The 23,431-nt window shown below is 71.6% G+C and carries 21 protein-coding genes; all 21 read right to left on the reverse strand.

All coding sequences use genetic code 11. The features are described 5' to 3' along the window. Positions 1 to 13: 13 nt before the first annotated feature. The 21 genes from CSC66_RS00560 to flgC all read right to left on the reverse strand — a co-directional run bounded on the left by CSC66_RS00560 (position 14) and on the right by flgC (position 23,410). A complete protein-coding gene (locus CSC66_RS00560; RefSeq protein WP_162375342.1) occupies positions 14 to 2,866 on the reverse strand; it encodes a glycosyltransferase in 2,853 nt (950 codons plus the stop codon). Next, entirely contained in the window at positions 2,863 to 4,332 is a 1,470-nt protein-coding gene (locus tag CSC66_RS00565; protein WP_162375343.1) for a sigma-54 dependent transcriptional regulator, read from the reverse strand. Before CSC66_RS00565 ends, CSC66_RS00560 begins: the two co-directional genes overlap by 4 nt. Further along, on the reverse strand, positions 4,329 to 4,709 hold the full coding sequence (locus tag CSC66_RS00570) for a response regulator (protein WP_162375344.1): 381 nt from the start codon (positions 4,707 to 4,709) through the stop codon (positions 4,329 to 4,331). Before CSC66_RS00570 ends, CSC66_RS00565 begins: the two co-directional genes overlap by 4 nt. Positions 4,710 to 4,723: 14 nt before the next feature. Further along, on the reverse strand, positions 4,724 to 6,151 hold the full coding sequence (gene rpoN / locus CSC66_RS00575; RefSeq protein ID WP_162375345.1) for an RNA polymerase factor sigma-54: 1,428 nt from the start codon (positions 6,149 to 6,151) through the stop codon (positions 4,724 to 4,726). Positions 6,152 to 6,341: 190 nt separating this feature from the next. Further along, positions 6,342 to 6,974, reverse strand: a complete 633-nt coding sequence (locus CSC66_RS00580; protein WP_162375346.1) for a response regulator — start codon at positions 6,972 to 6,974, stop codon at positions 6,342 to 6,344. Positions 6,975 to 7,046: 72 nt separating this feature from the next. Beyond that, positions 7,047 to 7,619, reverse strand: coding sequence for a PilZ domain-containing protein (locus tag CSC66_RS00585; RefSeq protein ID WP_162375347.1), 573 nt, complete (start codon positions 7,617 to 7,619; stop codon positions 7,047 to 7,049). Then, positions 7,616 to 7,855, reverse strand: coding sequence for a hypothetical protein (locus CSC66_RS00590; RefSeq protein ID WP_162375348.1), 240 nt, complete (start codon positions 7,853 to 7,855; stop codon positions 7,616 to 7,618). The genes CSC66_RS00585 and CSC66_RS00590 overlap by 4 nt, the downstream gene beginning before the upstream one ends. Before the next feature lie 29 nt (positions 7,856 to 7,884). Next, positions 7,885 to 8,190, reverse strand: coding sequence for a hypothetical protein (locus tag CSC66_RS00595; protein WP_162375349.1), 306 nt, complete (start codon positions 8,188 to 8,190; stop codon positions 7,885 to 7,887). Continuing rightward, positions 8,187 to 8,600, reverse strand: coding sequence for a flagellar export chaperone FliS (gene fliS, locus CSC66_RS00600; protein WP_162375350.1), 414 nt, complete (start codon positions 8,598 to 8,600; stop codon positions 8,187 to 8,189). Before fliS ends, CSC66_RS00595 begins: the two co-directional genes overlap by 4 nt. Before the next feature lie 102 nt (positions 8,601 to 8,702). Further along, positions 8,703 to 10,043, reverse strand: a complete 1,341-nt coding sequence (gene fliD, locus CSC66_RS00605) for a flagellar filament capping protein FliD (protein WP_162375351.1) — start codon at positions 10,041 to 10,043, stop codon at positions 8,703 to 8,705. Positions 10,044 to 10,267: 224 nt separating this feature from the next. Continuing rightward, entirely contained in the window at positions 10,268 to 11,092 is an 825-nt protein-coding gene (locus CSC66_RS00610; RefSeq protein ID WP_162375352.1) for a flagellin domain-containing protein, read from the reverse strand. Positions 11,093 to 12,292: 1,200 nt separating this feature from the next. After that, the gene (flgL, locus tag CSC66_RS00615; RefSeq protein ID WP_162375353.1) at positions 12,293 to 13,495 is read right to left on the reverse strand and encodes a flagellar hook-associated protein FlgL; all 1,203 of its coding nucleotides are present in this window, start codon (positions 13,493 to 13,495) and stop codon (positions 12,293 to 12,295) included. After that, on the reverse strand, positions 13,495 to 15,375 hold the full coding sequence (gene flgK, locus CSC66_RS00620; protein WP_162375354.1) for a flagellar hook-associated protein FlgK: 1,881 nt from the start codon (positions 15,373 to 15,375) through the stop codon (positions 13,495 to 13,497). Before flgK ends, flgL begins: the two co-directional genes overlap by 1 nt. Positions 15,376 to 15,381: 6 nt before the next feature. Next, positions 15,382 to 16,545, reverse strand: a complete 1,164-nt coding sequence (gene flgJ / locus CSC66_RS00625; protein WP_162375355.1) for a flagellar assembly peptidoglycan hydrolase FlgJ — start codon at positions 16,543 to 16,545, stop codon at positions 15,382 to 15,384. Beyond that, a complete protein-coding gene (locus CSC66_RS00630; protein ID WP_162375356.1) occupies positions 16,545 to 17,699 on the reverse strand; it encodes a flagellar basal body P-ring protein FlgI in 1,155 nt (384 codons plus the stop codon). Before CSC66_RS00630 ends, flgJ begins: the two co-directional genes overlap by 1 nt. A gap of 41 nt (positions 17,700 to 17,740) precedes the next feature. Continuing rightward, a complete protein-coding gene (flgH, locus tag CSC66_RS00635; RefSeq protein WP_162375357.1) occupies positions 17,741 to 18,427 on the reverse strand; it encodes a flagellar basal body L-ring protein FlgH in 687 nt (228 codons plus the stop codon). 33 nt (positions 18,428 to 18,460) lie between these two features. Beyond that, positions 18,461 to 19,246: a flagellar basal-body rod protein FlgG gene (gene flgG, locus CSC66_RS00640; RefSeq protein ID WP_162375358.1), complete on the reverse strand. Its 786-nt coding sequence runs from the start codon at positions 19,244 to 19,246 to the stop codon at positions 18,461 to 18,463. 1,028 nt (positions 19,247 to 20,274) lie between these two features. Continuing rightward, positions 20,275 to 21,024, reverse strand: a complete 750-nt coding sequence (locus CSC66_RS00645; RefSeq protein ID WP_162375359.1) for a flagellar basal body rod protein FlgF — start codon at positions 21,022 to 21,024, stop codon at positions 20,275 to 20,277. A gap of 27 nt (positions 21,025 to 21,051) precedes the next feature. Next, positions 21,052 to 22,275, reverse strand: a complete 1,224-nt coding sequence (gene flgE, locus CSC66_RS00650) for a flagellar hook protein FlgE (protein ID WP_162375360.1) — start codon at positions 22,273 to 22,275, stop codon at positions 21,052 to 21,054. Positions 22,276 to 22,319: 44 nt separating this feature from the next. Further along, positions 22,320 to 22,991 carry a flagellar hook capping FlgD N-terminal domain-containing protein gene (locus CSC66_RS00655; protein ID WP_162375361.1) on the reverse strand — a complete coding sequence of 224 codons (672 nt, stop codon included), beginning with the start codon at positions 22,989 to 22,991 and terminating at the stop codon, positions 22,320 to 22,322. A gap of 11 nt (positions 22,992 to 23,002) precedes the next feature. Further along, positions 23,003 to 23,410, reverse strand: coding sequence for a flagellar basal body rod protein FlgC (gene flgC / locus CSC66_RS00660; RefSeq protein WP_162375362.1), 408 nt, complete (start codon positions 23,408 to 23,410; stop codon positions 23,003 to 23,005). Positions 23,411 to 23,431 lie beyond the last annotated feature (21 nt).

Consider the following 23,431-nt stretch of genomic DNA (forward strand, 5'->3'; position numbering starts at 1 on the left):
GGCACCGGCGACGTCAGTCCGGCAGCCAGGCCCGGCGCCAGGCGTCCAGGCCGGCGCCTTCCAGCATCCAGTCCCGGCGCACCGCCGCGCGCAGCGCCTGGCCGGCGGCGAGGCTGGCCGGGCGGTCGGCCAGGTGCATGCGGATGGCCTCGATCCAGTCCTGCCGGCGGTTGCGCACGCGCGTGGCGGGCAGGTCGCCGCGGTAGGGCGGCAGGTCGCTGCACACCACCGGGTAGCCGCAGGCGCCGTACTCGAGCAGGCGCAGGTTGCTCTTGCAGGTGTTGAACGGGTGGTCCTGCAGCGGCGCCACCGCCAGGTCCAGGCCCAGCGCGGCCAGCGCCCGCGGGTACTGGCCGATCGGCACGCCCGGGTGGAACTCGGCCACGTGGCGGCGCAGCGGTTCCGGGCACATGCCGAAGAACACCCAGTCCACCTCGCCGGCCAGCGCGCGGACCACCTCGGCGATCACCGCCAGGTCGCCATCGTGGCTGACCCCGCCGGCCCAGCCGACGCGCGGCTTGCCGGCGCGCTTGCCCGGCGCCGGCAGCGCGGACCAATGGCGCGGGTCGAGCCGGTTTTCCGCGACCCGGATGTCGGCGTGCCAGCCGGCGCAGGCCTCGGCCAGCGCCGGGGTCGAGACCACGAAGCGGTCGGCATGGGCCAGGCCCTCGCGCAGGCGCCGGGCCACGTCGCGCGGCATGTGCCGGCGGTGGATGTTGGCGGCGGGCAGGTCCGGCAGCCAGTCGTCGAGTTCGTAGACCTTGAAGGCCGGGGAGAAGCGGTGCAGCCGGCGCAGGCGGGCCAGGTCGGCATCGGCCACGCGCCGCTGCATCACCAGCACGTCCGGGGCGAAGCGCTCGACCTCGACCACGTCCAGCGGCCGCGGGCACGCCGCACCGTCGATCGTCCCGGCGGCGCGCAACGCCGCGAACGGCTGCAGCACCCGATAGTGCCCGCTGCCGTGGCCATCGCTGGGCAGTGCCAGCACCCGCGGCAGCGGTCGCCAGGGCAGCGGATCCCAAGTCAGCTCGCTCTGCTCGAGCTCGAAGCCAGCGGCCACGTCCAGGCGCAGGTTGGGGTTGTAGGCGGGATCGCGCGCCAACGCCGGCAGCCAGCGCTCGCACAGGGCATCGAATGCCGGCTCCGGCAGCGGCGCCGGTTCGGGCCCGTGCAGCAGCAGCGCCTCGGGCGTGCAGACCACCAGCCGCCCGAGCGCGCCGGCGCGTAGGCACAGGTCGACATCCGCGCCCGCGTCCGGGAATGCGGCGGCGTCGAATCCACCGAGCTGGTCGAACAGGCCGCGCTCGACCAGCAGGCAGCTGCCTGAGACCGCCGAGCAGTCCTGGGCCACCCGCAGGCGGTCCATGTAACCGCCGGCCTGCATCGGCTTGCCGAGGAACATCCGGCCAGCGCCCTCGCGCAGCCCTGGCAGCAGGCCGGCATGGGTGACGGTGCCGTCGGCCGCCACGGTGCGTGCGCCGACGATCCCCACTTCCGGGCGCAGGCCGTGGTTGAGCAGGGCGTGCAGCCATTGCGGCTGCACCGCCGCCGCGTCCGCATCGAGGAACAGGCAGAAGACCCCGCTCGCGTCCGCGGCGGCGAGATTACGGGCGGTGGACGGGGCGAGCGGGCCGGTTGTCGCGACCACCCGCACGCGCCCGGCAGCGAGGCCGGCGACTTGGTGCATCCAGTCGCGCACCTCGGGGGTGCTGGCGTTGTCGACCAGCAGCAGTTCGTAGTCCGGCCAGGCCGTGTGCTCGAGGATCGAGAGCACGCATCGCTCCAGCACCGCCAGGCTGTCCGGAGCAAGGACGATGAGCGACACCCGGGGCTGGGCCGGGTGCCCGTAGTCGATCCGGTGCAGGCCGGGCCCGGCCTCATGGACCTGCGCCTGTTCGTAGCCGCGGGCGTGCAGGTGGCGGGCGATCGCGCTCCGCTGCGCGGCGTCGGCGCGGCGCGGCGGCGCGCAGACCAGCAGCGGTTCGGCCAGGTGGCCGATCCCGTCCAGTCCGTCGCGTTCGAGCAGGCGCAGGACCAGGTCCAGTTCGTGGGCGCCGGCATGCGCGCGGTCGAAGCCGCCCGCGGCCAGCACCGCATCGCGGCGGAACACCCAGTGCCCGGCCATGGCGCAGGGGCTGCCCAGCAACAGGTCCAGGTTGAGGTCCGGGCGCAGCGCCGGCGCCGTGTTGCCGGCGGCATCGCGGTACCACTCGTCGGCGAACAGCGCGCGCAGGCTGCCGCTGGCGGCCAGCGCGACCGCCAGGCGGGCCAAGCCGCCGGCGGTGAATTCGGCGCCGGCCTCGACCACCAGCAGCCATCCCACGTCCCAGCCGGCGATGGCGGCATTGAGCGCGCCGGCCGGGTCGCGTTCGTCCCAGGGCAGCGGTTGCATGTCGATGGACCCGGCGGCGTCGACCGGCGCACCCGCCACCCTGGCCTGCACCCGCAGGCCGGGCCGGGCGTGCGCGGCCAGGCTGTGCACGGTGGCCTGCGCGCCGCCGGGCGCACGCGCATCCGGCACGACCAGCACGCCCAGGCGGGGAGGGACAGCGGCCGCCAGGTGCGCGTCCAGCAGCTGCGCCTGCACGCCGGCCGGCCGGCGTACCCGCAGCCACTGGCCCAGGCGGATCAGTGCGGTGAAGCTGCCGTCCGGTCCGCCGGCGCCGATCCGGCAATGGGCGTTGGAGCCGTGGAACTCGACCGTCACCGCGCCCAGCCGAGCGCGCGCGTCGATCTCCAGGGTGCAGCCGGCGCCCTTGAACACGGTCGACAGGCCGCCGATCCCGGCCGGCGCCAGCACCCGGTTGCCGCGGGCGTCGCGCCACTCGGCCAGGGGCGACGCCGGCGCGTGTGCGTCGGCGCTCATCCGGCCAGTTCGGCCTGTTCGCGCTCGATCCCGTACTTGCGCAGCTTCTCCACCAGGGTGGTGCGGCGCAGGCCGAGCAGCTGGGCGGCATGGGCGACCACGCCCTGGCTGCGTTCCAGCGCCTCGCGGATGAGCTGCAGTTCGATCCGGGCGATGTGCTCGCGCAGGTCCAGGCCGTCCTCGGGCAGGGCGGCCGGGTCGGCGGCGGGGACGGTGCCGGCCGGTGCCGGCGCCGCCGGCACGGCCGCATCGTCGCTGGCCTGCACCGTCGCGACCTCCAACGGCGCCGGCGTGGTCCCGGCCGGCACGTGGGCGCGGTAGCGCGCCGGCAGGTCGTCCAGGCGCACCAGCCCGCCGGGGTTGAGCACGGCCAGGCGCTCGACCAGGTTGGTCAGTTCGCGCACGTTGCCCGGCCAGGCGTAACCGGCCAGCGCGGCCAGCGCGTCGCGGGCGAAACGGACTTCACCGCGGCCGGTGCGTGCCAGCTGGCCGGCAATGGTCTCCACCAGGGCGGGCAGGTCGTCGCGGCGCTCGCGCAGCGGCGGCATGTCGATCGGGAACACGTTGAGGCGGTAGAACAGGTCCTCGCGGAAGCTGCCCTCGGCGATCCGGTCCTCCAGGTGGCGGTGGGTCGCGGCGATCACGCGCACGTTGCACTTGATGGTCTGGTTGCCGCCGACGCGCTCGAAGCTGCGTTCCTGCAGCACGCGCAGCAGCTTGACCTGCATCGGCATGCTCATGTCGCCGATCTCGTCCAGCAGCAGGGTGCCGCCCTCGGCCATTTCGAAGCGGCCCTTGCGTGCGGTCAGCGCGCCGGTGAAGGCGCCTTTTTCGTGCCCGAACAGCTCGCTTTCCAGCAGGTCCGGCGGGATCGCACCGCAGTTGATCGCCACAAACGGCCCGTCGCGGCGGGCCGACTGCTGGTGGATCGCGCGCGCGGCCACTTCCTTGCCGGTGCCCGACTCGCCCAGCACCAGCACCGTGGTGTCGAACGGGGCGACCTGGCCGATCATCCGCCGCAGGCGCTGCACGGCGACGCTGTTGCCGGTCGGGCCGTTGTCCTGCACCGCGGCCCCGGCCTGGGCCTCGGCGTCCAGGCGCTTGAGGCTGGCCCGGCGCAGGCAGGCTTCCAGCTGGGCATGGCGGATCGGCGATTCCAGCGGCCACACGCCGGCCTCGTGCAGCCCGTGGCCGGCCGCGAAGGTAGCGGTATCACCCTGCAGCAACAGGACAGGCGGCGGCAGCGGCGCGGCGCCCAGCCAGGCGAAGAACCCGCGCGCGGCGTCGGCGTCGTCCAGCTCGCCGACCACGACGGCCATCCAGTCGGTCGGCCGCTGGCGGGCGGTGGCGACGTCGCCGGCGCAGGCGGCCCAGCGCGGGTTGAGGTCCATGAATTCGAGCAGGCCGCAGACGCGCTCGGCGCGCTCGGCCTGGCTGTCGATGACCAGGATGCGCGACTCGCTCACGAGGCCTCTCCCTGCGCCAGGCGCTCGAGGATCGGCATCACTTCCTGCAGGTAGGACAGCTTGCTGACGAAGCCGTCGGCGCCGGCGCGCATGGCGTGCTCGCGGTGCTCGGCGTCGTCGAAGTGGCTGGCGATCACGATGTAGGGCGGTTCGTCCTGGGCCTTGATCAGGCGCGTGGCCTGCAGCCCGCCCATTTCCGGCATCGCCAGGTCCATCAGGATCGCGTCCGGGCGCAGCGCCTCGGAGCGCTCGATCGCCTCCAGGCCGTTGCCGGCGGTGCCGGCGATGTCCAGCCACTCGACCTTGCGGAAGTGGCGCATCGCGGCGTTGATGAAGCCGTCGTGGTCGTCCACCAGCAGGACGCGGAGGGTACGCATGGTCTGGTTCCTTCTCAGCCCGCGCGGGCCAGCAGGGGGGCGGTGCCGCGGCGGCGTTCGCGCGCCGGGGCGATGGACATCTGTTCGCGGTACTTGGCCACGGTGCGGCGCGCGATGTTCACGCCCTGGCGGGCCAGCAGCGCGGCGATCGCATCGTCGGCCAGCGGCCGGGCGGCCGGCTCGGACTCGATCAGCCGCCGCACCATCGCCTTGACCGCCGCGCCGGAGACGTTGGCGCCTTCCAGGCGCACGGCGAAGAAGTGCTTGAGTTCGAAGGTGCCGCGCGGGGTCTGCACGTACTTGCCGCTGGTGATCCGCGAGACGGTCGATTCGTGCATGCCGATCGCGTCGGCCACTTCCTTCAGGGTCAGCGGCGCCATCGCCTCGTCGCCGCGCTCCAGGAACGCGGCCTGGCGCTCGACGATCACCCGGGTGGTCCGCAGCAGGGTGTCGTAGCGCATCGACAGGCCGCGGGTGAGCCAGCGCGCTTCCTGCAGCAGCTCGCGCAGGCGGCCGGCGCCTTCGCTGTCGCCGGCCTGGGCCAGGGCGCGCTCGTAGGCGCCATTGACCGCCAGCTTCGGCGCGGTGGCCGGGTTCAGCGCGACCCGCCACTGGCGGTCGGCATGCCACACCACCACGTCGGGGATGACGTAACCCGCATCGTCCGGTTGCCCGGCCTCGGCCTGCGCCGGCCGCGGTTGCAGCGACAGGACCAGGCGCACCGCTTCGGCCACGTCGGCCTCCTCGGCGTGCAGGCGGCGGGCGATGCCGGCGTGGTCGTGGCTGGCGAGTTCGGCCACGCAATGCTCGAGGATGCGCGCGGCGAGCGGGCGCGCGGCGCAGGGAGCGGGCAGGGCGGCCAGCTGCGCCTGCAGGCATTCGCCGACGTCGCGCGCGGCCAGGCCGGCCGGCTCGCCGTGCAGCAGGCGCTGGCGGATGGCCTCGATCCGCGGCGCGGCCACGTCGAAGCGGGCGCAGGCGCGCAGCAGCAGGGCCTCGTGGTCGCCTTCCAGGTAGCCGGCGTCGTCGCAGTGCTCCAGCCAGAACGCGGCGATCTCCAGCGACTTCGGATCCAGTTCCAGCGCCAGGCGCTGCAGCACGCGCACGCACGGGTCGCTGGAGCCGGGCTCGGCGATGCGCTGCATGCGGTCCTCGCCTTCGCCGCTCCAGCTGGCGCCGGCCACGTCCCACATCGAGGATTCGGGCAGTTCGTCGAAGGCCGCCGTTTCCAGCTGGACCGCATCGGCGCCGGATTCCGGCACGGCGCCTGCATCGGCGGTCGCGGCCTCCTCGTCCAGCTCGAGCATCGGGTTCTGCTCGAGCACCCGCGCCACTTCCATCTGCAGCTGCTGGGCATCGAGCTGCAGCAGGCGGATGGACTGCAGCAACTGCGGGGTGAGGTGCAGTTGCTGGCCGAGCTGGACCGAGACGCTGGCTTTCATGGCTTGTTCCCCGTGCGCCGGACTCCCCTGGCGCGATGGAGCCATCGTGCGCCCGGCGCGACGGGAATTGAATCGGGGCATACCCGAGGCGGGTGGTCGTTTTCCTGACCCGGTGTCGGGGATTCCCCTACATGGCCACGGGTTTCCGGCACGGGCCGGCGCGGCGGCCGGGTGCGGCGACGGCGGGCCGTCAGCCCAGCTCGTGGCGGTGCTTGACCGCCAGCAGCACCAGTTCGTTGGCGCGACGGCAGCCCAGCGCCTCCATCATCCGCGCGCGGTGGGTTTCCACCGTCTTGACGCTGATCCCCAGGTCGGCGGCGATCTCCTTGCTGCTCAGCCCGCGGCCGATCTGGGCCAGGATCTCGCGCTGGCGCGGCGGCAGCGCCGCCACCCCGGCCGGCTTGGCCTTGCCCAGCAGCGGGGCGATCATCCGCGAGGAGATGCGCGGGCTCAGGAACACGTCGCCGCCCAGCGCCGAGCGCAGGGCCAGTTCCAGTTCCATCGGCGCCGCGTCCTTGACCACGAAGCCGGCCGCGCCGCGGTCCAGGGCATCGCGCACGTGCAGCGGGTCGTCGTGCATGGACATCATCACCACCCGCGTCCCCGGCGCCCGCTCCAGGATCACGCTGAGCGCCTCCAGTCCGGTGCGGCCCGGCAGGGAGAGGTCGAGCAGGACCAGGTCGGGCCGGTGGATCGTCGCCAGGTCGATGGCCTGGTCGGCGTTGCTGGCCTCGGCGACCACGTCCACGCCGGCGAAGGTCTGCAGCAGGCGGCTGAGCCCGGCCCGGACCAGGGTGTGGTCGTCGACGATCAGGACACGCACGGGCGGTTGGGTGCTCCCCGGAACAGGCAGCCACCTTAGCCCAGGCGGCGGACCGGGAAAAGGACGGACGTCTCAGCGCCGGCGTGCGGCGACCTCGCGGCGGTGCATGCGGAACAGCTGCCGCTCCAGCGCATCCTCCAGCCCCGGCGGCAGGTCGGCGAAGCGCAGCCACAGCCAGCGGCGCCCCTCGGCCGAGGCCGTCGCCAGGACCGTGGCCGGCAGTTCGAGGCTGTCCGGCAACCACTCCGATGGCTGCAGGCGGACCAGGCCGTGGCCATGGCCGTCCGGTTCGGGGCCTGCCGGCAGTTCCAGCCGGACGCCGTGCACCGACCAGCGCAGCGGCAGGGCCGGCAGCCCCGGCGAGGACTGCCGGACCAGGCGGCCGAGCAGGGCCAGCACCAGGTCCAGCTTGGCGTCCATGCGCTGGGCCAGCTGCGGCAGCTCGCCGCGCTTCTCCTCGGCGCCGTCTTCGCCGCGCAGGTCCTCGACCTGGGCGAGGCTGCGCAGCAGCGCCTCCGCCTCGTGCGGCTGGCCGGTGCCCGGGCCGGGCACGAAGCCGGCCGGGAGGATGGCGTCGCAGGCCAGGGTGTCGTCGAACAGCGCCGTTTCGGCAGCGCGTGCCGGTGCGGGCCAGTGCGCGTTCATTGCAGCGTGCCGGTGGCGTGGACGCTCAGCGCCGGTGCCTGCAGCCGGTGCTGCAGCGTCAACAGTTCGCGCAGGGCGAGCAGCGGCGCCTGCATGCCGACGGTGTCGATGTACTGGCGCATGCGCCGGTCGTGCAGGGCCAGCACGTCCCCGGCGCAGCGGAAGTCCTCGCGCTCGAGCGCGTCGCGCAGGTCCACCAGGTCATCGTGCAGCGCGTCGGGCGTGGCGTCGTTCATGGGTCGTGGGGCGGGCGGTCTGATGGAGGTCAGCCGGCGGCGGCGCCGGCATAGGCAGTGGCGGCCTGCGAGGTCTGGCGCTGGCGCCGGATCAGTTCGAGCAGGCGGGCCTGGCGTTCGCGCATCCGCTCGACCAGGACCTGCTGGGCGTCGCGCAGGGCGCGCACTTCCGTCGCATTGGCGTTGGCGCCGGGCAGGGCGCAGAATTCGCGGACCGCGGCATCGTGGCGGTCGATCATCCCCGGCAGCACGGCCAGGTAATCCTGCTCCAGCGCCGCGGCGATCGCGTCGAGTCCGGCGCGCAGGGCGGCCAGGCGGGCGGCGGCCTCGCTCACGGCGCCACCGCCATCGCACGCTGCGCCTGCGGGATCGCGTTCCAGGCCGACTCGATCTCGCCCAGCAGGTCCAGCGATTCGGCCAGGGCCATGCCGTCGTTGTGCAGGTTCGCCTCGGTCAGGCGCCGCACGATGTAGTCGTAGAGCGAGGAGAGGTTGGCGGCGACTTCGCCGCCGGCCTCGTGGTCCAGCGAGCCGTTGAGGTGGCCGATGATCGCGCAGGCTTCGCCGATCGCCTTGCCCTTGCTGGCCGGGTTGCCCTGGGCCAGGCCGGCCTGGGCCAGGCGGATGCGCTGGCTGGCGCCCTCGAACAGCAGCGAGATCAGGCGGTGCGGGTCGGCCTCGGTCACCTTGGCGGACACGCCGGTCTTGCGGTACTGCTCGGCGAAGTGGCGGCTGGTCCCGTACATGCTGTCATTCCCCTGTTTGCGGTGCCGGTCGAGCGGGTGCGCCGGCGGCGTGCCGGACAGGATGGTTATCGGCCGGCGGGCCGCCGGGCTTGAGTGCGGTTGTCATTCGGACTGCGCGAGCAGGCTGTTGAGCGAGCTGGCGCTGCTCTGCATCTGCACGATCATGGTTTCCATGGCGGTGAACTGCCGGGTGTACTGCTCCGACAACCGCTCCATTTTCACGTCCAGCCGGTCCAGTTCGTCCTCCAGCCCGGAGATCTGCTTGTTGATGCTCTCGGTGCGCAGGACCAGGGTGCCGCTGATCGAGTCCAGGTGCTGGTCGAGCAGCGAAGCCACCGCGCCGCCGTAGAGGCCTTCCTTGCCGAACATCGCCTGCGCCTTGCCCGGGTCGGCGGCGATCGCCTGGTCGAAGGACGTGGCGTCGAAGCTCATGACGCCCTCCTTGCTGACGGTGACGCCCAGGTCCTTGAGCGCCAGCACGTTGCCGCTGACCTGTTCGCGCAACTGCTGCTGGACCGTGCGCACCAGCGAGTCGCCGGTCAGCGCCGAGGCGGTGCGCGTGGTGCTGTTGTAGCTGCTGGTGGACTTCAGGGTCCCGACCACGCTGTTGTACGCGGTGACGTAGGCGCCGATCGCGGCCTTGAGGTTGGTGTTGTCGGAAGCGACGTTGAGCGTGTGGCTGGTGCCGGGCGCGGCCTTGGTCAGGGTCAGGTCGACGCCCGGGACCAGGTCGGCGATGGTGTTGCTGCTGGAGGTGCGTTCGAAGCCGTCGACCCGGACCAGCGCGTCGGCGGCCGCCACCGTCTGGGTCAGGCCGCCGCCGGCGCCATTGGTCAGCGCGACCAGGCCGCCGTCGCCGCCGCTGGCGGAGATGGCGAGCGCCCCCCCCGAACCGGTCGAGGCCGCGCTGAATACCAGGTGTTGACCATCGTCGGCGGTGACCACGCTGGCGGTGACGCCCTTGCCGCCCGCCGCCCGGTTCACCGCCGAGGCGATGTCGGCCAGGGTCGCGTTGGCGCCGATGGCGACGTCCAGCGCATCGTCGGCGCCGGCGCCCCAGGCGATCCGCAGCGAGCCGCTGCCGACCGTGGCGTCCTTGGCGTACGCGCCCGAGGACAGCTTCTGCGCCGTGGCCAGGCGGACGACCTCCACGCTGTAGTCGCCGGGCACGGCCTTGGACGAGGCGCTCGCCGCGTAGCCGGCGCCCGTGCCGACCGTGGTCTTGTAGGACGGCGCATCGGCGGCCGAGGCCATCTTCTCCAGCGCCGACTGCAGCGAGGTCATGGCGCTCTTGACCTGGCCGATGGCCGACAGCTTGGCTGTCGCCGCGCTTCCGGCGCTGTTGATCCGGGTTTCGGTCGGGGTGCGCGTGGCCTGCACCAGCTGGGAGACCAGGGAGGGAATGTCCAGGCCGGAGCCGGATGCGGAAATCTGGTTCGCCATGTTGCCGTCCTCGCGTGGGCCCTTGCCGTCGTGCGGGGGTGCCTTTCAGGTCCTATCGGCCGACGCGCGCCGCCCTTGAGCGCGTGGTGGCCGGGTGTCGACCCCGGCACAGGCAAGTTCCGTGCCGCCGGCACCCGTGCCGGCCCGGAAACGGAAAAGCCCCTCCGTTGCGGGAGGGGCCTTCCGTGTTGCATGGAACCGCTCTGTGTTGCGGGGTCGCCGGCTTACTGCAGCAGGCTGAGCACGTTCTGCGGGACCGACTTGGCCTGGGCCAGCATCGCCGTACCGGCCTGCTGCAGGATCTGGGTGCGGGTCAGTTCCGCGGTTTCCTTCGCGTAGTCGGTGTCCTGGATGCGGCTGCGGGCGGCCGACAGGTTCTCCGAGCTGTTCTGCAGGTTGGAGATCACCGAGCTGAAGCGGTTCTGGATCGCACCGAGGTCGGCGCGGGCGGTGTTGACCGTCTGCAGCTGGGTGTCGATCGCGGTCAGCGCCGCGGTCGCGCCGGAGGCCGAGGAGATGTCCAGGGCGGCGACGGCGGTGGCCGTGGCGGTCATGTCGACGGTGCTGATGTCGATCTGGTTGTCCAAACCGGCGTCGGCGCCGACCTGGATGGTGAAGCTGGCGGTCGAGCCGTCGAGCAGCTTGGTGCCGTTGAAGCTGGAGTTGTTCTTGACGCGGGTGATTTCGTCGGACAGCTGCGTCACTTCCTTCTGCAGCGCGGCGCGGTCTTCGGCGCTGTTGGTGCCGTTGGCGGCCTGCACGGCCAGCTCGCGGATACGCTGCATGTTCTCGCCGATCGAGCTCAGCGCGCCTTCGGCGGTCTGGGCCAGCGAGATGCCGTCGTTGGCGTTGCGGGCGGCCACGTCCATGCCGCGGACCTGGGTGGTCATGCGCTGGCTGATCGCCAGGCCGGCCGCGTCGTCCTTGGCGCTGTTGATGCGCAGGCCCGAGGACAGGCGCTGGATGGTGGTCGCCAGGCTCGCGCTGTTGGTGGACAGGTTGCGCTGCGCGTTCAGCGACATCACGTTGGTGTTGATGACTTGTGCCATTTTGATTCTCCTAAGCGATTTATCCCGGCGGGAAGGTTTCAGAGCCTTGGCCGGAGCCTCCGCAGGGGGGTCATCAAGTTGACCGATGCCGCTGCTGGTTTGGATAACGGCGCTTTGTCAAGAAGCTTTAGCGGGTCCGGGTGAAATTTTTCGATTTACCCGGTTTTTCCGCTGCCGCCTGCCGCTGCGCCACCGTGGCGGTTCGCCCGCCGGTACCGGTAACGGCACCGGCATCGGGAAATTTAGTCCGGCTTGTCTGGCCAGGAGAAGGACACGGCAAAGGCTGGAGCGCCGGTGGTGGTCGGCTCCGGTCGGAGCCGCGGTGGGCCGGCGGTGTCGCGGCCGCATCGGCGGCACATCCCTGTGCCGACGATCCGGCGCGGACATCCCTGTCCGCTCCCGCGACACCCCCGGCCCACCGCGTCTTCGGAGCGCTTCGAAGTCGTCGCTTCGTTCTCGATGTAGGAGCCGATTCGTCGGCGACCCGAGGCCGTCGGCACAGCCGACGTCTTCATTGTTTTCGCGCCCGGTCGCCCATGAGGATGGGCTCCTACAGGGAGCGGCAAACGACGCGGTCATCGCGTGCCTGACAGACGAAGCCACAGCCATCCAGGTCGCCCGAGGACGTCGGGTCATGGGGCCCTTCATGTAGGAGCCGATTCATCGGCGACCCGACTCCGCCGGCACAGGCGACACCTTCATGAGTTCTGCGCCCGGTCGCCCATGAGGATGGGCTCCTACAGGGAGCGACAAACGACGCGGGTCGTCGCAGGCCTCCCAAACGAAGCGACAGCCATCCAGGTCGCCCGAGGACGCCGGCTCGTGAGGCTCTTCCATGTAGGAGCCGATTCATCGGCGACCCGAAGTAGTCGGCACAGGCGACGCCTTCATGGTTTTCGCGCCCGGTCGCCCATGAGGATGGGCTCCTACAGGAAGCGGCAACCGACGTGGGTCGTCGCAGGCCTACCGAACGAAGCGGCAACCATCCCGGCGGCCCCGACCGACGCCGAGGCTCCGGCTTCGGGCCGATCGGCGGGCACGCCCCGTCGCCAGCGGCACGTTCCGGAGCCGGTGCTTTCTTGGCTCACGCGCTGCGGCCCGTGCGGCCTTGCAGCCATGCCGGAGCGTGGCAACAAGGAAGAAGCGGAAGAACATCGCAGCGGACTGCGCCTTCCGATGCCGGATGCGGTCGAAGCCGCGTCAGCGCAGCAGGTTGAACAGCGACAGGCCCTGCATGCGGGTGAACACCGTCTGCGCGGTCTGCAGGGCGGTGCTTTCCAGCTGGAAGCGGGTGATCGCCTCGGCGTAGTCCAGGTCGCGAAGCTCGGAAAGCGTGCCCTGCACGGTCACGTCGTTGGCCTCGCGCACCGCGCCGGCGTCGTCGATCGCGGCCAGCTGCGCACCGCCGGCGGCGCGGGCGTCGATCATCTGTTCCGACGCGCGCGCCACGTCGCGCATCGCGGCCTGCAGCGCGTTCTGGCGCGCCGCCTGCCCGGCGAGCGAGGCGGGGCTGGACTCCAGCGTCCCGATCAGGTTCTGCAGGGTCGCGAACACGTCGCGCGTGCCGGCCGGACCGACGTCGAAGGCGTCGCCGGGCGCCGGCTGGCCGTCGATGGCGATGCGTACACCGCCGTGGGTGATGTCTTCGCCGGCGCTCCACGTGCCGCCGCCGACGGTGGCGCCCGTGCCATCGAGCACGTCGTAGGCGCCGGCGCCGGTGAACACGATGCGGTACGACTCGCCGTTCCAGGCACCGCCGCTGTCGCGGCCGTATCCGGCGATCACTCCGGTACCGGTGTTGGCGGCCTGCGCCGATGCGTCCATGGTGCCGTCGCCGGTGCGCACGCGCATGAAGATCTCGCTGCCCGGCGTGGCGTCCTTGACGAAGGTCTCCGGCGCGACCTCGACCCGGCGCTGGGTCTGGTCGCCGTGGTAGGCCACGCCGCCGCTGGTGCGGCTGAAGGGGGCCGCGTCGTCGGCGCTGCCGCCGAACAGGTAGCGTCCGCTGCCGTCGGTGCTGTTGGCCACGCTGAGCATGCCGTCGTAGATCGAGCGCAGTTCGGCGGCGATGGCCTGGCGGTCCTGGTCGGACAGGCTGCTGTTGTTGGCCTGGATCGCCAGTTCGTTGACCCGGATCATGTAGTCGCCGGCCTGGGCCAGGACGTTCTCCTGCAGGCCCAGCCGGTTGGCGACGGTGTTGGCGTTCTTGCCGAACCGTTCCAGCTCGGCCAGGGCGCGGTCCAGGCCGACCGCGGTGCCGGCGGCCACCGGGTCGTCCTTGGCCGTGACCAGCTTCTGCCCGGTCGCCAGCTGTTGCTGCAGGGTATTGAGCTGCTTCTGCCGGACCAGCATGCCCGACAGCGACTGGCCGTACATCATCCCGGTGGAAATGCGATCGGTCATCAGCGCACCGCGTTGAGGATGGACTGGAACATCGTGTCGGCCGTCGAGATGACCTGCGCCGCGGCCTGGTAGGCCTGCTGCAGCCTGAGCATGTTGGCCGCCTCTTCGTCGAGGTTGACCCCGGCGATCGAATCGCGCGCGGCCTGCGCCTCGTCGTGGATCACCTGCTGGGCGTCGGCCGAGTACTGGGCCTGGCGCGCGGCCGAGCCGACCTGGGTGGTCAGGCCGCCAAGCGCGCCGTTGAGGCTGACGGTGCCGCCGTTGAGCACCCGCGCATCGTCCAGGTTGGCCAGCAGCGCGGCGTTGCCGTTGTCGCCCGAACGCGCGGCGGTGCGCGCGATCCGGAACTGGTCGCCGGCGGCAGGCGCGCCGTCGAGGGTGACGCTCCAGCCGTTGGCGCTGATCGTCTGCCCGGGCGTGAACGGGTAGGGTCCGGTGCCGTCGATGGTGTACTGGCCGGCATCGATGAACTCGACCACCGCATCGTTCAACAGCGCCGGATCCCCGGCATCGTCGACCTTGAGCCCGGACAGCGCGCCGGTGCCGACGTTGTCCAGGTCGGCGCGGGCCGATACCGGGGTGGCGGCGGCGATGCGCGAGGGGTCGGTGATCGCCACGCCCATGCCCGCGGCCGCGCCGGCGGTGGGCTGGAGCAGGAAGCGGTCGCCGGCGGCCGGCGGCGGCGCGCTGGAGACGACCAGCGCGATGCCGCCTACGCTGAGCGGATCGGCGGCCGTGCCGGTACCGGTCATCGGCACCGCCACGCCGGTGTCGGCACGGGTCGCGGTCCAGGCGCTGCCGTCGAAGCGCAGCACCAGGTTCTGCCCGGTGAGCGCCCCGGTATCGGCGAGCGTGGCCTGCAGGCTGGCGCCGCTGGTGTTGCCGGCATGCCCGACGGCCGTCGGTGCCGGCAGCGAGAACAGGTCGCCGCCCATGTCGCCGTACAGGTCCATGCCGGCGCGGTGGCCGGCGTTGAACGTCTCGGCCATGCTGGCGGCCAGGCGCCCCAGTTCGGCGCGGGCCGGATCCAGCACGCTGGCACGGAACTCGGCCAGTCCGCCGATGCGCCCGCCCAGCGTGCGCTGGTCCAGCGCCACGGTGGTGCCCTGGGTGCTCAAGGCCAGCTGCAGGCGTTCCGGGCGGTAGGGATCGGCCACCGTGGTCGTGGTCGAGGCCTGGTTGCCGACCACCAGCGGCTGGCCGCCGGCGGTGAACACGTTGAGCATCCCCCCGTCCTGCGCGACCGCGGTGCCGCCGGTGTAGCCGACCAGTTCGCTGACCAGCTGGTCGCGCCGGTCCAGCAGGTCGGGCGAGGCCGCCGACAGGTTGCCGCCGATGGTGCCGTTGATCCGCGCGATCTCGGCGGCGAGCCGGTTGATCTCCAGGGAGCCGGCGACCAGGCCGTTGTTCACTTCCGAGTCCAGCGCCTGCAGCTGGCCGTCCAGCTGGCGGAAGCGGGTGGCCAGCGCGTCGGCCTGGGACAGCAGGTCCCCGCGCTCGGCGGTGCCGGCGGCATTGGACGACAGGGCGCTGACGGAGTCGAAGAAGCTCGACCACATGCCGGCGATGTTGGTGGCGTTGTCCGAGAACAGCTTGTCGACCCGGTTGGACAGGCCGGACAACTGCTGCAGCCGGGCCAGCTCGCCGCCGCTGTCGAGCAGTCGCGAGGTGGCCAGCTGGTCGGCGATGCGCTGGATGTCGCCGATCTTCACGCCGTTGCCGACGAAGCCGTAGCCGTAGTCGGTCGGGCTGCGGGTGGCGAACTCGGCGCGCTGGCGGCTGTAGCCCTCGGTGTTGACGTTGGCCACGTTGTGGCTGACGGTCGCCAGGGCGCGCTGGAAGGCGATCAGTGCGCCGGTACCGGTGGACAGGACGGACATCGGGGGTTACCTCCTGAAAGCGGCTGCGGAGCCGGCCACCACGCGCGCGGCGCCGGCGGCCGCCTCGGCGCCGGTGCGCGCGGCGATGCCGGCGATCGCATCGACCGCGCGGCCGATGGTCGGGCCGTTGGCGATCGCGGCGATCTTGGCCGCATAGGAAGGATCGGTCGCATAGCCGGCGTTCTGAAGGGCCTGGGCGAAGCGCCTGACGTCACCACCGGACTGCAGCGCCTGGCGGTAGCGCGGGTTGTTCTTCAGCATCCGCACGTAGTCGGCGAAGCTTTCGGCCGGCGAGGCATAGGCGCGGAACTCGGCTTTCTCGCTCACCCGCACGCCGTTGACGTACTCGTGGGTGCCGCTGCTGACCCGCTCGCCCTTCCAGCCGGTGGCCTTGATCCCGAACAGGTTGTGCGCGCTGTCGCCGTCGCCGCGCTGGATCTGCTTGCGGCCCCAGCCGGTCTCCAGCGCCGCCTGCGCGACCAGGGCGCGGGCGTCGACGCCGAGTTCGCGGGCCGCGGCCTGGGCGTGGTGCCAGATCTTGGCCACGAACTGTTCCGGGCTGCGCGGGGCGAAGCCGGCGGCGGCTTCGGTCGCGGCCGCGGCATCGGCGGCCGGCACCGCCGCGCCGGTGTCCTGCACCTGCGCACCGGCCATCAGCCGGGCGACCAGCGCGTCCAGCGGCGAGGCCTGCGCCGCGGCCGCAGGGCCCGGCTCGCGGCCGGCGATCACGTCCAGTGCGCGATCGATCTCGGGGGTCGAGCCGGCGTCCGCCAGGCCCGCGCTGGTCGCCGCGCCGGCCTGGCGTGCATAGGCCAGCGCCGCCGCCGCGGCGCGGGTCGGGCCCGCGGCCGGGCCGAGGCGGGTGTCGAGCGCGGGCGCGGCATCGGCGGGCAGTCCGGACTGGCGGCCGAGCTGGCGCGCGATCATCGGCGCCAGGCCCAGGCCCTTGCCGTCGGTCAGCGCCTTGGCCAGCTGCTGGTCGTACATGTCGCGGAAGGTCTGGTTCTCGCCGGGGAACAGCGAGTCGCCGAAGCTGGCATCGCGCATGCTCTTGACCAGCAGCTGCGCGAACTGGCCCTCGAGCTGGCGCGCGACATGGTCGATGCGCGCCGCGTCGGCCTTCTGCGGGCCGGCGGCCAGGTCGATCGGCGAGGGCGAGCCGATGCGCATCAGATCACTTCCAGCTCCGCGCGCAGCGCGCCGGCCTGGCGCAGCGCTTCCAGGATCGCGATCAGGTCGCCGGGGGCGGCGCCGACCTCGTTCACCGCGCGCACGATCTCGTCCAGGGTGGTGCCACCCTCGAACTTGAACATGCGGCTGCCTTCCTGCGAGGTGCTCACGGTGGAGGAGGGCGCGACCACGGTCTGGCCGCCGCCGAAGGCATTGGGCTGGCTGACATCGACCGATTCGGCGATGGTCACGGTGAGCGCGCCGTGGGCCACGGCCGCCGGCATCACCCGCACCTGCGAGCCGATCACGACCGTGCCCGTGCGTGCGTTGACGATGACCTTGGCCGGCGCAGAACCGGGCGTCAGCTCCAGGTTCTCGACCCGGGCCAGGAAGCCGATCCGCGCGCCGGGATCGGCCGGGGCCGCCACGGAAACGGTGACGCCGTCGACCGCGCGCGCGGCGCCGGCGCCGAACGCGTTGTTGAGCGCATCGACCATCCGCGAGACGGTGGTGAAATCGTTGCGATGCAGGTTCAGGGTGATGTCGCCGCCGCCGTCCAGCGCGCTCGGCACCGCGCGCTCGACCGTGGCGCCGTTGGGGACGCGGCCGACGCTGGGGATGTTCACCGACACCCGTGAACCGTCCTTGCCCTGCGCACCGAAGCCGCCGACCACCAGGTTGCCCTGGGCGATCGCGTAGACCTGGCCGTCGGCGCCCTTGAGCGGGGCCATCAGCAGCGAGCCGCCGCGCAGCGAGACCGCATTGCCGATCGAGGACACGGTGATGTCGATGGTCTGGCCGGGCTTGGCGAACGGCGGCAGCTCGGCATGGATCGCCACGGCGGCCACGTTCTTCAGCTGCGGGTTGACGTTGGCCGGGACGTTGACGCCCAGCTCGCCGAGCATGTTCTTCAGGCTCTGCACGGTGAACGGCGCCTGGCTGGTGCGGTCGCCGCTGTTGTCCAGGCCCACGACCAGGCCGTAGCCGACCAGCGCGTTGCCGCGCACGCCGCCGACCTGGGCTAGGTCCTTGATCCGCTCGGCGTGAGCTGCCGGCAGGAATCCGACCAGCAGCGCGAGCGCGCAAAACAGCGCGGGGATTTTCCTGTTGAATCCCCGCACATGGATGTGCGGGCTCTTGCGAGGGACTCGCATTTCGGGACGCGGGCTCTTGCGAAGGACTCGCATATACGGCCTCAGTACGGGTACAGGCGGGTGTTGAAGAACCGGCCCAGCCAGCCCATCGCATTGGACTGGGCGATGGCGCCGCGGCCGCCATAGACGATGCGCGCCTCGCCGACCTTGCTGGAGGGCACGGTGTTGTTCGGGGCGATGTCGGCCGGGCGCACGATGCCCTGGATCTGGACCAGCTCATCGCCCTGGTTCAGGCGCATGTTCTTCTGGCCCTGGACCACCAGGTTGCCGTTGGGCAGGCGCTGGATCACGGTGACGGTCACGCTGCCCTGGAGGCGGTTGCTCTGGCTGCTCTTGCCCTGGCCATCGAAATCGCGCTCGCCGCTGGCGGTCGCCGACAGGATGTCGCGGCCGTTGTAGGTGACCGGCGCGCCGAAGATCTCCGGCGCGGCGATGCCGATCTCGCTGTTCTTGGCCACCTGGGTGCTGGCGCTGGTCTGGGCAGTGGTCGATTCGACCAGGGTGATCGTGACCATGTCGCCGACGTCGCGGGCGACGCGGTCGGCATACAGCGACAGGCCGGGGCCTGCCTGGTAGATCGCGCCCGGGGTGGCCGCCGCGACCGGCGCGACGACCGGGACGATCGGCGCCATCGCCGGGTACGGCCGGACATCGCCGGCGGCGACGCAACCGCCCAGCAGCAGCACGGCGGGCAGGGCGGCGAGGGAAGGGGTCAGGCGCTTGTTCACGGTAGGTCTCCTGCGGCGCGGCGGGCGCGCGCGTCAGACGTTGGTGTTGAGGTAGCCGAGCATCGAGTCGGTGGTGGAGATGGCCTTGGCGTTCATTTCGTAGGCGCGCTGGGTCTCGATCATGCTCACCAGTTCCTCGACCACGTTGACGTTGCTGCCCTCCAGCGCGCCCTGCTCGAGCAGGCCCAGGCCGTTGAGGCCGGGCGTGCCGTTCTGCGCCGGGCCCGACGCGGTGGTTTCCACGTACAGGTTCTCGCCGCGGGCCTGCAGGCCGGCGGGGTTGATGAAGTCGGTCACGGTCAGCGAACCCACTTCCAGCGACTGGCCTTCACCGGCCATCTGCACGGTCACCGTGCCGTCGTTGCCGATGGTCAGCGACTGCGCGCCTTCGGGGATCTGGATGCCCGGCTGCACCGGGTAGCCGCTGCTGGTGACCAGTTCGCCCTGGGCGTTGACCTGGAAACTGCCGTCGCGGGTGTAGGCGGGGCTGCCGTCGGGCATCAGCACTTCGAAGAAGCCGCGGCCGTTGATCATCACGTCGAGCGAGCGCCCGGTCTGCTGCGGGTTGCCCTGCTGGAAGTCCTTGGAGGTGGAGACCACGCGCACGCCGGTGCCCAGCTGCAGGCCGGACGGGAGCTGGGTCTGCGCCGAGGTCGAGCCACCGGGCTGGCGCAGTTGCTGGTACAGCAGGTCTTCGAAGTTGGCGCGGTCGCGCTTGAAGCCGGTGGTGTTGGTGTTGGCCAGGTTGTTGGACACCACCGACATGCGCGTCTGCTGCGCGTCCAAGCCGGTCTTGGCGACCCAGAGTGCCTGATTCATGACGCGTGACCTCGATAAGGACGGATTGACGCCGGGGTAGATGCATGCGGCGTGCCAGAACGGCGGCAGCGCGGGGAGTGGGGGGCTGATCCGGGCGTGCACCATCCCGGCGGGGAGCCGCTCCCGGTGCACGCTAGGCAGAACAGATCGGCTCCGGTGGATGCCGCGCCGTTGCAGGGGTGGCGGAACAGCGTCGGCTCGGTGGGAGCCGCGCCGTTGCAGGGGTGGCGGAACAGCGTCGGCTCGGTGGGAGCCGCGCCGTTGCAGGGGTGGCGGAACAGCGTCGGCTCGGTGGGAGCCGCGCCGGGCCGGGGGTGTCGTGGCCGCTCGGGCGTACATCCCTGTACGCACTCGCTACCGCGGCCATCCATGGCCGCTGCCACGACACCCCCGACCCGACGCGTCTTCGGGATGCTTTGCGGTCGTCGCTTCGACCGCGGAGCCGTGCTGGCTCCTCACGCGGTGCCATCAGTACCGGTGCCGGCCTGGGGTTCCTGTAGGAGCCGGGGAGACCGGACATGCGTCCGTGGAAAGGCGCCCGCGACCCGACGCAGCCGGCACGGAGAGCGCCCACGGGGATCCGGCGCCCGTGTCGCCAGCAAGCTGTGCTCCTACGAAGCAGGTCGCCGACCCCATGCGTTCGCCGCCGGCGAAGCGCTGGCCCGCTCTCCAACCGAAGCTACGACCCGTAAGCCGCCCGAGGACGTCGTGGCCCGGGGGTATGGCGCCAGTGGCACATGGATGTGCCACGACCCGAGTACGGACAGGACGTCCGCCCGAGGGAGGCGCCATACCCCCGGGTCACGGCGGCCCCTTCCGGGACCGATGGTTTCGGCCTCTGGACGTCACCGCCCGTTCTGGGCCCGATGCTTCAGAACCCGGACGTCACCGCCGCTCCAGCACCGATGGTCGGCTTGCAGTTCACGGCCGCTCCAGGCCTGGTGGCTCCAGCTCGTACGTCCAGGCAGCCGCGGCTCAAGGTCGTGGCGGTAGCCGGCGCCACTCGCGCCGGTCACTACTAGTCAGCCTCAGCCGCCCAGCCTCAGCAGCGAATTGGCCGCCTGCGCGTTGTCGTCGCCGCGGCTGATCACCTTGACCTGCATCTCGAACTGGCGCTGCAGCTGGATCATCTGCACCAGCGCGCCCGCCGCATCGACGTTGCTCTGCTCGAGCGCGCCGGTGGCCATCACCGGACCGGCCGCCTGCGCCAGCGGCCGCTGCGGATCCGTATTGCGCATCAGCCCGTCCAGCCCGCGCGCGAGCCGGTCGGGCGTGGCCTCGACCACGCGCAGGCGGCCGACCATGGCCATCGTGTCGGCGCCTTCGCCCAGCGGCACGATCGAGATCGTGCCGTCCTGGCCGATCTCCAGCGCCTGGTGCGGGGGCAGGGTGACCGGGTTGCCCTGGTCGTCCACCAGCGGATGGCCGCCACCGGTGACCAGCTGGCCGTTCGGCGTGAGCGACAGGTTTCCGGCGCGGGTGTAGGCCTCGCCGCCGTCCGGGGACTGCACCGCCAGCCAGCGGTCGGCCTGCAGCGAGACGTCCAGCGGGTTGCCGGTCACCTGCTGGGCGCCGGCCAGGGCATTGAAGCCCTGGTCGATGTGCATGGCCGCCGTGCGCGAGGCATGGCCGGCGCCGCGCACCGGGAACGCCTCGGTGTTGGCGAGCGCGGCCTTGAAGCCGGCGGTATCGGCGTTGGCCAGGTTGTGCGAGACCGTGCCCTGCGCCTGCAGCGTGGCGCGGGCACCGGTCATGGCGATGTAGAGGGCCTTGTCCATGCGTCAGCTCCGTCCGCCGGATCCGCGTCAGCGGATGTTGATCACCGTCTGGGTGGCCTGGTCCTGGGTGGAGATCATCTGCGCGTTGGCCTGGAAGTTGCGCTGGGCCACGATCATGTTCACCAGCTGCTCGGTCAGGTCGACCGTGGACGACTCCAGCGCGCCGGCCTGGATCTGGCCGAAGTCCGAGCTGTCCGGCGCGCCGGTGCGCGGCGTGCCCGAGGCGTAGGTCGCGCCCCACTGGTTGTTGCCCTGCGACTGCAGGCCCTGCGGGTTGACGAAGTTGGTCAGCGCGACCTGGCCCAGGGCGACGTCGTCGCCGTTGGTGTAGCGGGCGAACACGACGCCGTCCTCGGCCACGCTGATCTCGCTGAGCTTGCCGGCCGCGTAGCCATCCTGGCGCACGTCGCGCAGGGCGAAGGTGCTGCCGTACTGCGTGCTGCCGCTCATGTCCAGGGTCATGTTCAGCACGCCGGCGCCGGTGGCCGGGGTGAACGGATCCATCGTGATCTGGCCGCTGGCCGGGCTGACCAGGGTGCCGCTGCCGGAGAACTGCAGCGTGGTCGGCGCGCCGACCGAGGTGCCGTCGACGTAGTTGTGCACCTGCCACTCGTTCGGGTTGGCGGTCTTGACGAAGTACGAGGTCTGCACGTGGCTCACGCCCAGCGAGTCGTACACGGTGACGCCGCCGCTGGAGGCGTTGTAGCTGTTCGGATCGGCCGGGTCGAACGGCGTGGTCACCGGCGGCGAGGCGTTGCCGGGCAGGGTGACCATCAGGTTGACCATGCCGGTCTGCGCCGGCGGGCTGTCGGTGGTCAGCAGCTGCAGGTCGCTCAGGCGGCCGACGTCGAAGCCTGCACCGCCGGCGTTGGGCGCGAACACCTGCAGGCGCGCGCCATCGGGCGTGACCACGTAGCCCTGGTTGTCGGTCTGGAAGTTGCCGGCGCGGGTGTACAGCGTGTTGCCGTTCTTGTTGACCGTGAAGAAGCCCTCGCCGTCGATGGCGAAGTCCAGGCTGCGCCCGGTCGGGTCGATGTTGCCCTGCGAGAACTGCTGGGCGACGTTGCTGACCTTCACGCCGGCGCCGATCGCGTTGCGCGACAGGCCGTAGGTCGTGTACGAGAACAGGTCGGCGAACTCGGCGCGCGATTCCTTGAACCCGGTGGTGTTGACGTTGGCGATGTTGTTGGCGGTGACGTTGAGGTCGGAATTGGCCGCGTTGATGCCGGACAGCGAGGTATTGAAGCTCATGGCGGACTCCTGCGTGAGTCTTGCGTGTCGTTCGGATGGATGGCTCAGCTGACGCGGAGCACGTAATCGAGCGGGACGGTGCCCAGCCCGGGCAGGTCCAGGTACAACCCGTCGCTGCCGACGGTGACGCTGTCGACGGTGCCCTTGACGTAGGTGTCGACCTTCCCGGTCGTGCCGTCGGCGGCGGCATGGCTGGCGCTCACGCCGTAGCTGCCGGGGGGCAGCCGTTCGCCCAGCGCGTCGGTGCCGTCCCAGTCGAACGCCACTTCGCCGGCCTTGGAGGCGGCGACGCTGAACTCGTGGACCTTCTGGCCGTTGGCGTCGGAGATGGTGAAGGTCACGGTGCCCGCGCCCGGTGCGGCGACCACGCCGCTGGCCCCGCCCTCGGCGCCAAGCGCCAGCTTCGACGACGGCACCAGCACCTGGTGCCCGACCAGCGCCGCGCCGCGCAGCACCTGGTCGTTGCCCAGCGCGCTGGAGAAGTTCTGCACCTGGCTGTTGAGGTCCTGGATGCCCTGGACCGTGGAGAACTGCGCCAGCTGGCCGAGGAAGGCGCTGTTCTCCATCGGCTTGAGCGGATCCTGGTGTTGCAGCTGTTCGGTCATCAGGCGCAGGAAATCGGCCTGGCCCAGCGACTCTTCCTTCTTGGGGGCGGAACTTCCGCCCGCGCCGGACAGGCCCAGGCTGGAGTAGATGTCGGAAGCGATCGTGCTCATGTGCGGGTTCCTCAGCGGCCCATGGTCAGGGTGGCCAGGGCCAGTTCCTTGGCGGTGGTGATCACCTCGACCCCGGCCTGGTAGCTGCGCGAGGCCGAGATCAGGTTGACCATCTGCGCCACCGGATCCACGTCCGGCGAGAACACGTAGCCGTCGGCGTCGGCCAGCGGGTGGCCCGGTTCGTAGCGGCGCACCGGCGGCGCCTCGCTCTGCGCGATCTCGCGCACGCGCACGCCGGTCAGCGCCGGGTCGGTGCCGCTGGCCTGGGCCTGGAACACCGGCTCCAGCGGCTTGTAGACCGCCTCGGGCGAGCCGGCCACCGAATCGGCGTTGGCCAGGTTGCTGGCGATCGTGCTCAGGCGCACCGACTGCGCCTGCAGCGCGGATCCGGCGATGTCGAATATCGGCAGGTTGCTCATGGCGGCATGCTCTCCGTGGTC

It is taken from the genome of Pseudoxanthomonas kaohsiungensis, from assembly GCF_010211765.1.
Taxonomy (GTDB): Bacteria; Pseudomonadota; Gammaproteobacteria; order Xanthomonadales; family Xanthomonadaceae; genus Pseudoxanthomonas; species Pseudoxanthomonas kaohsiungensis.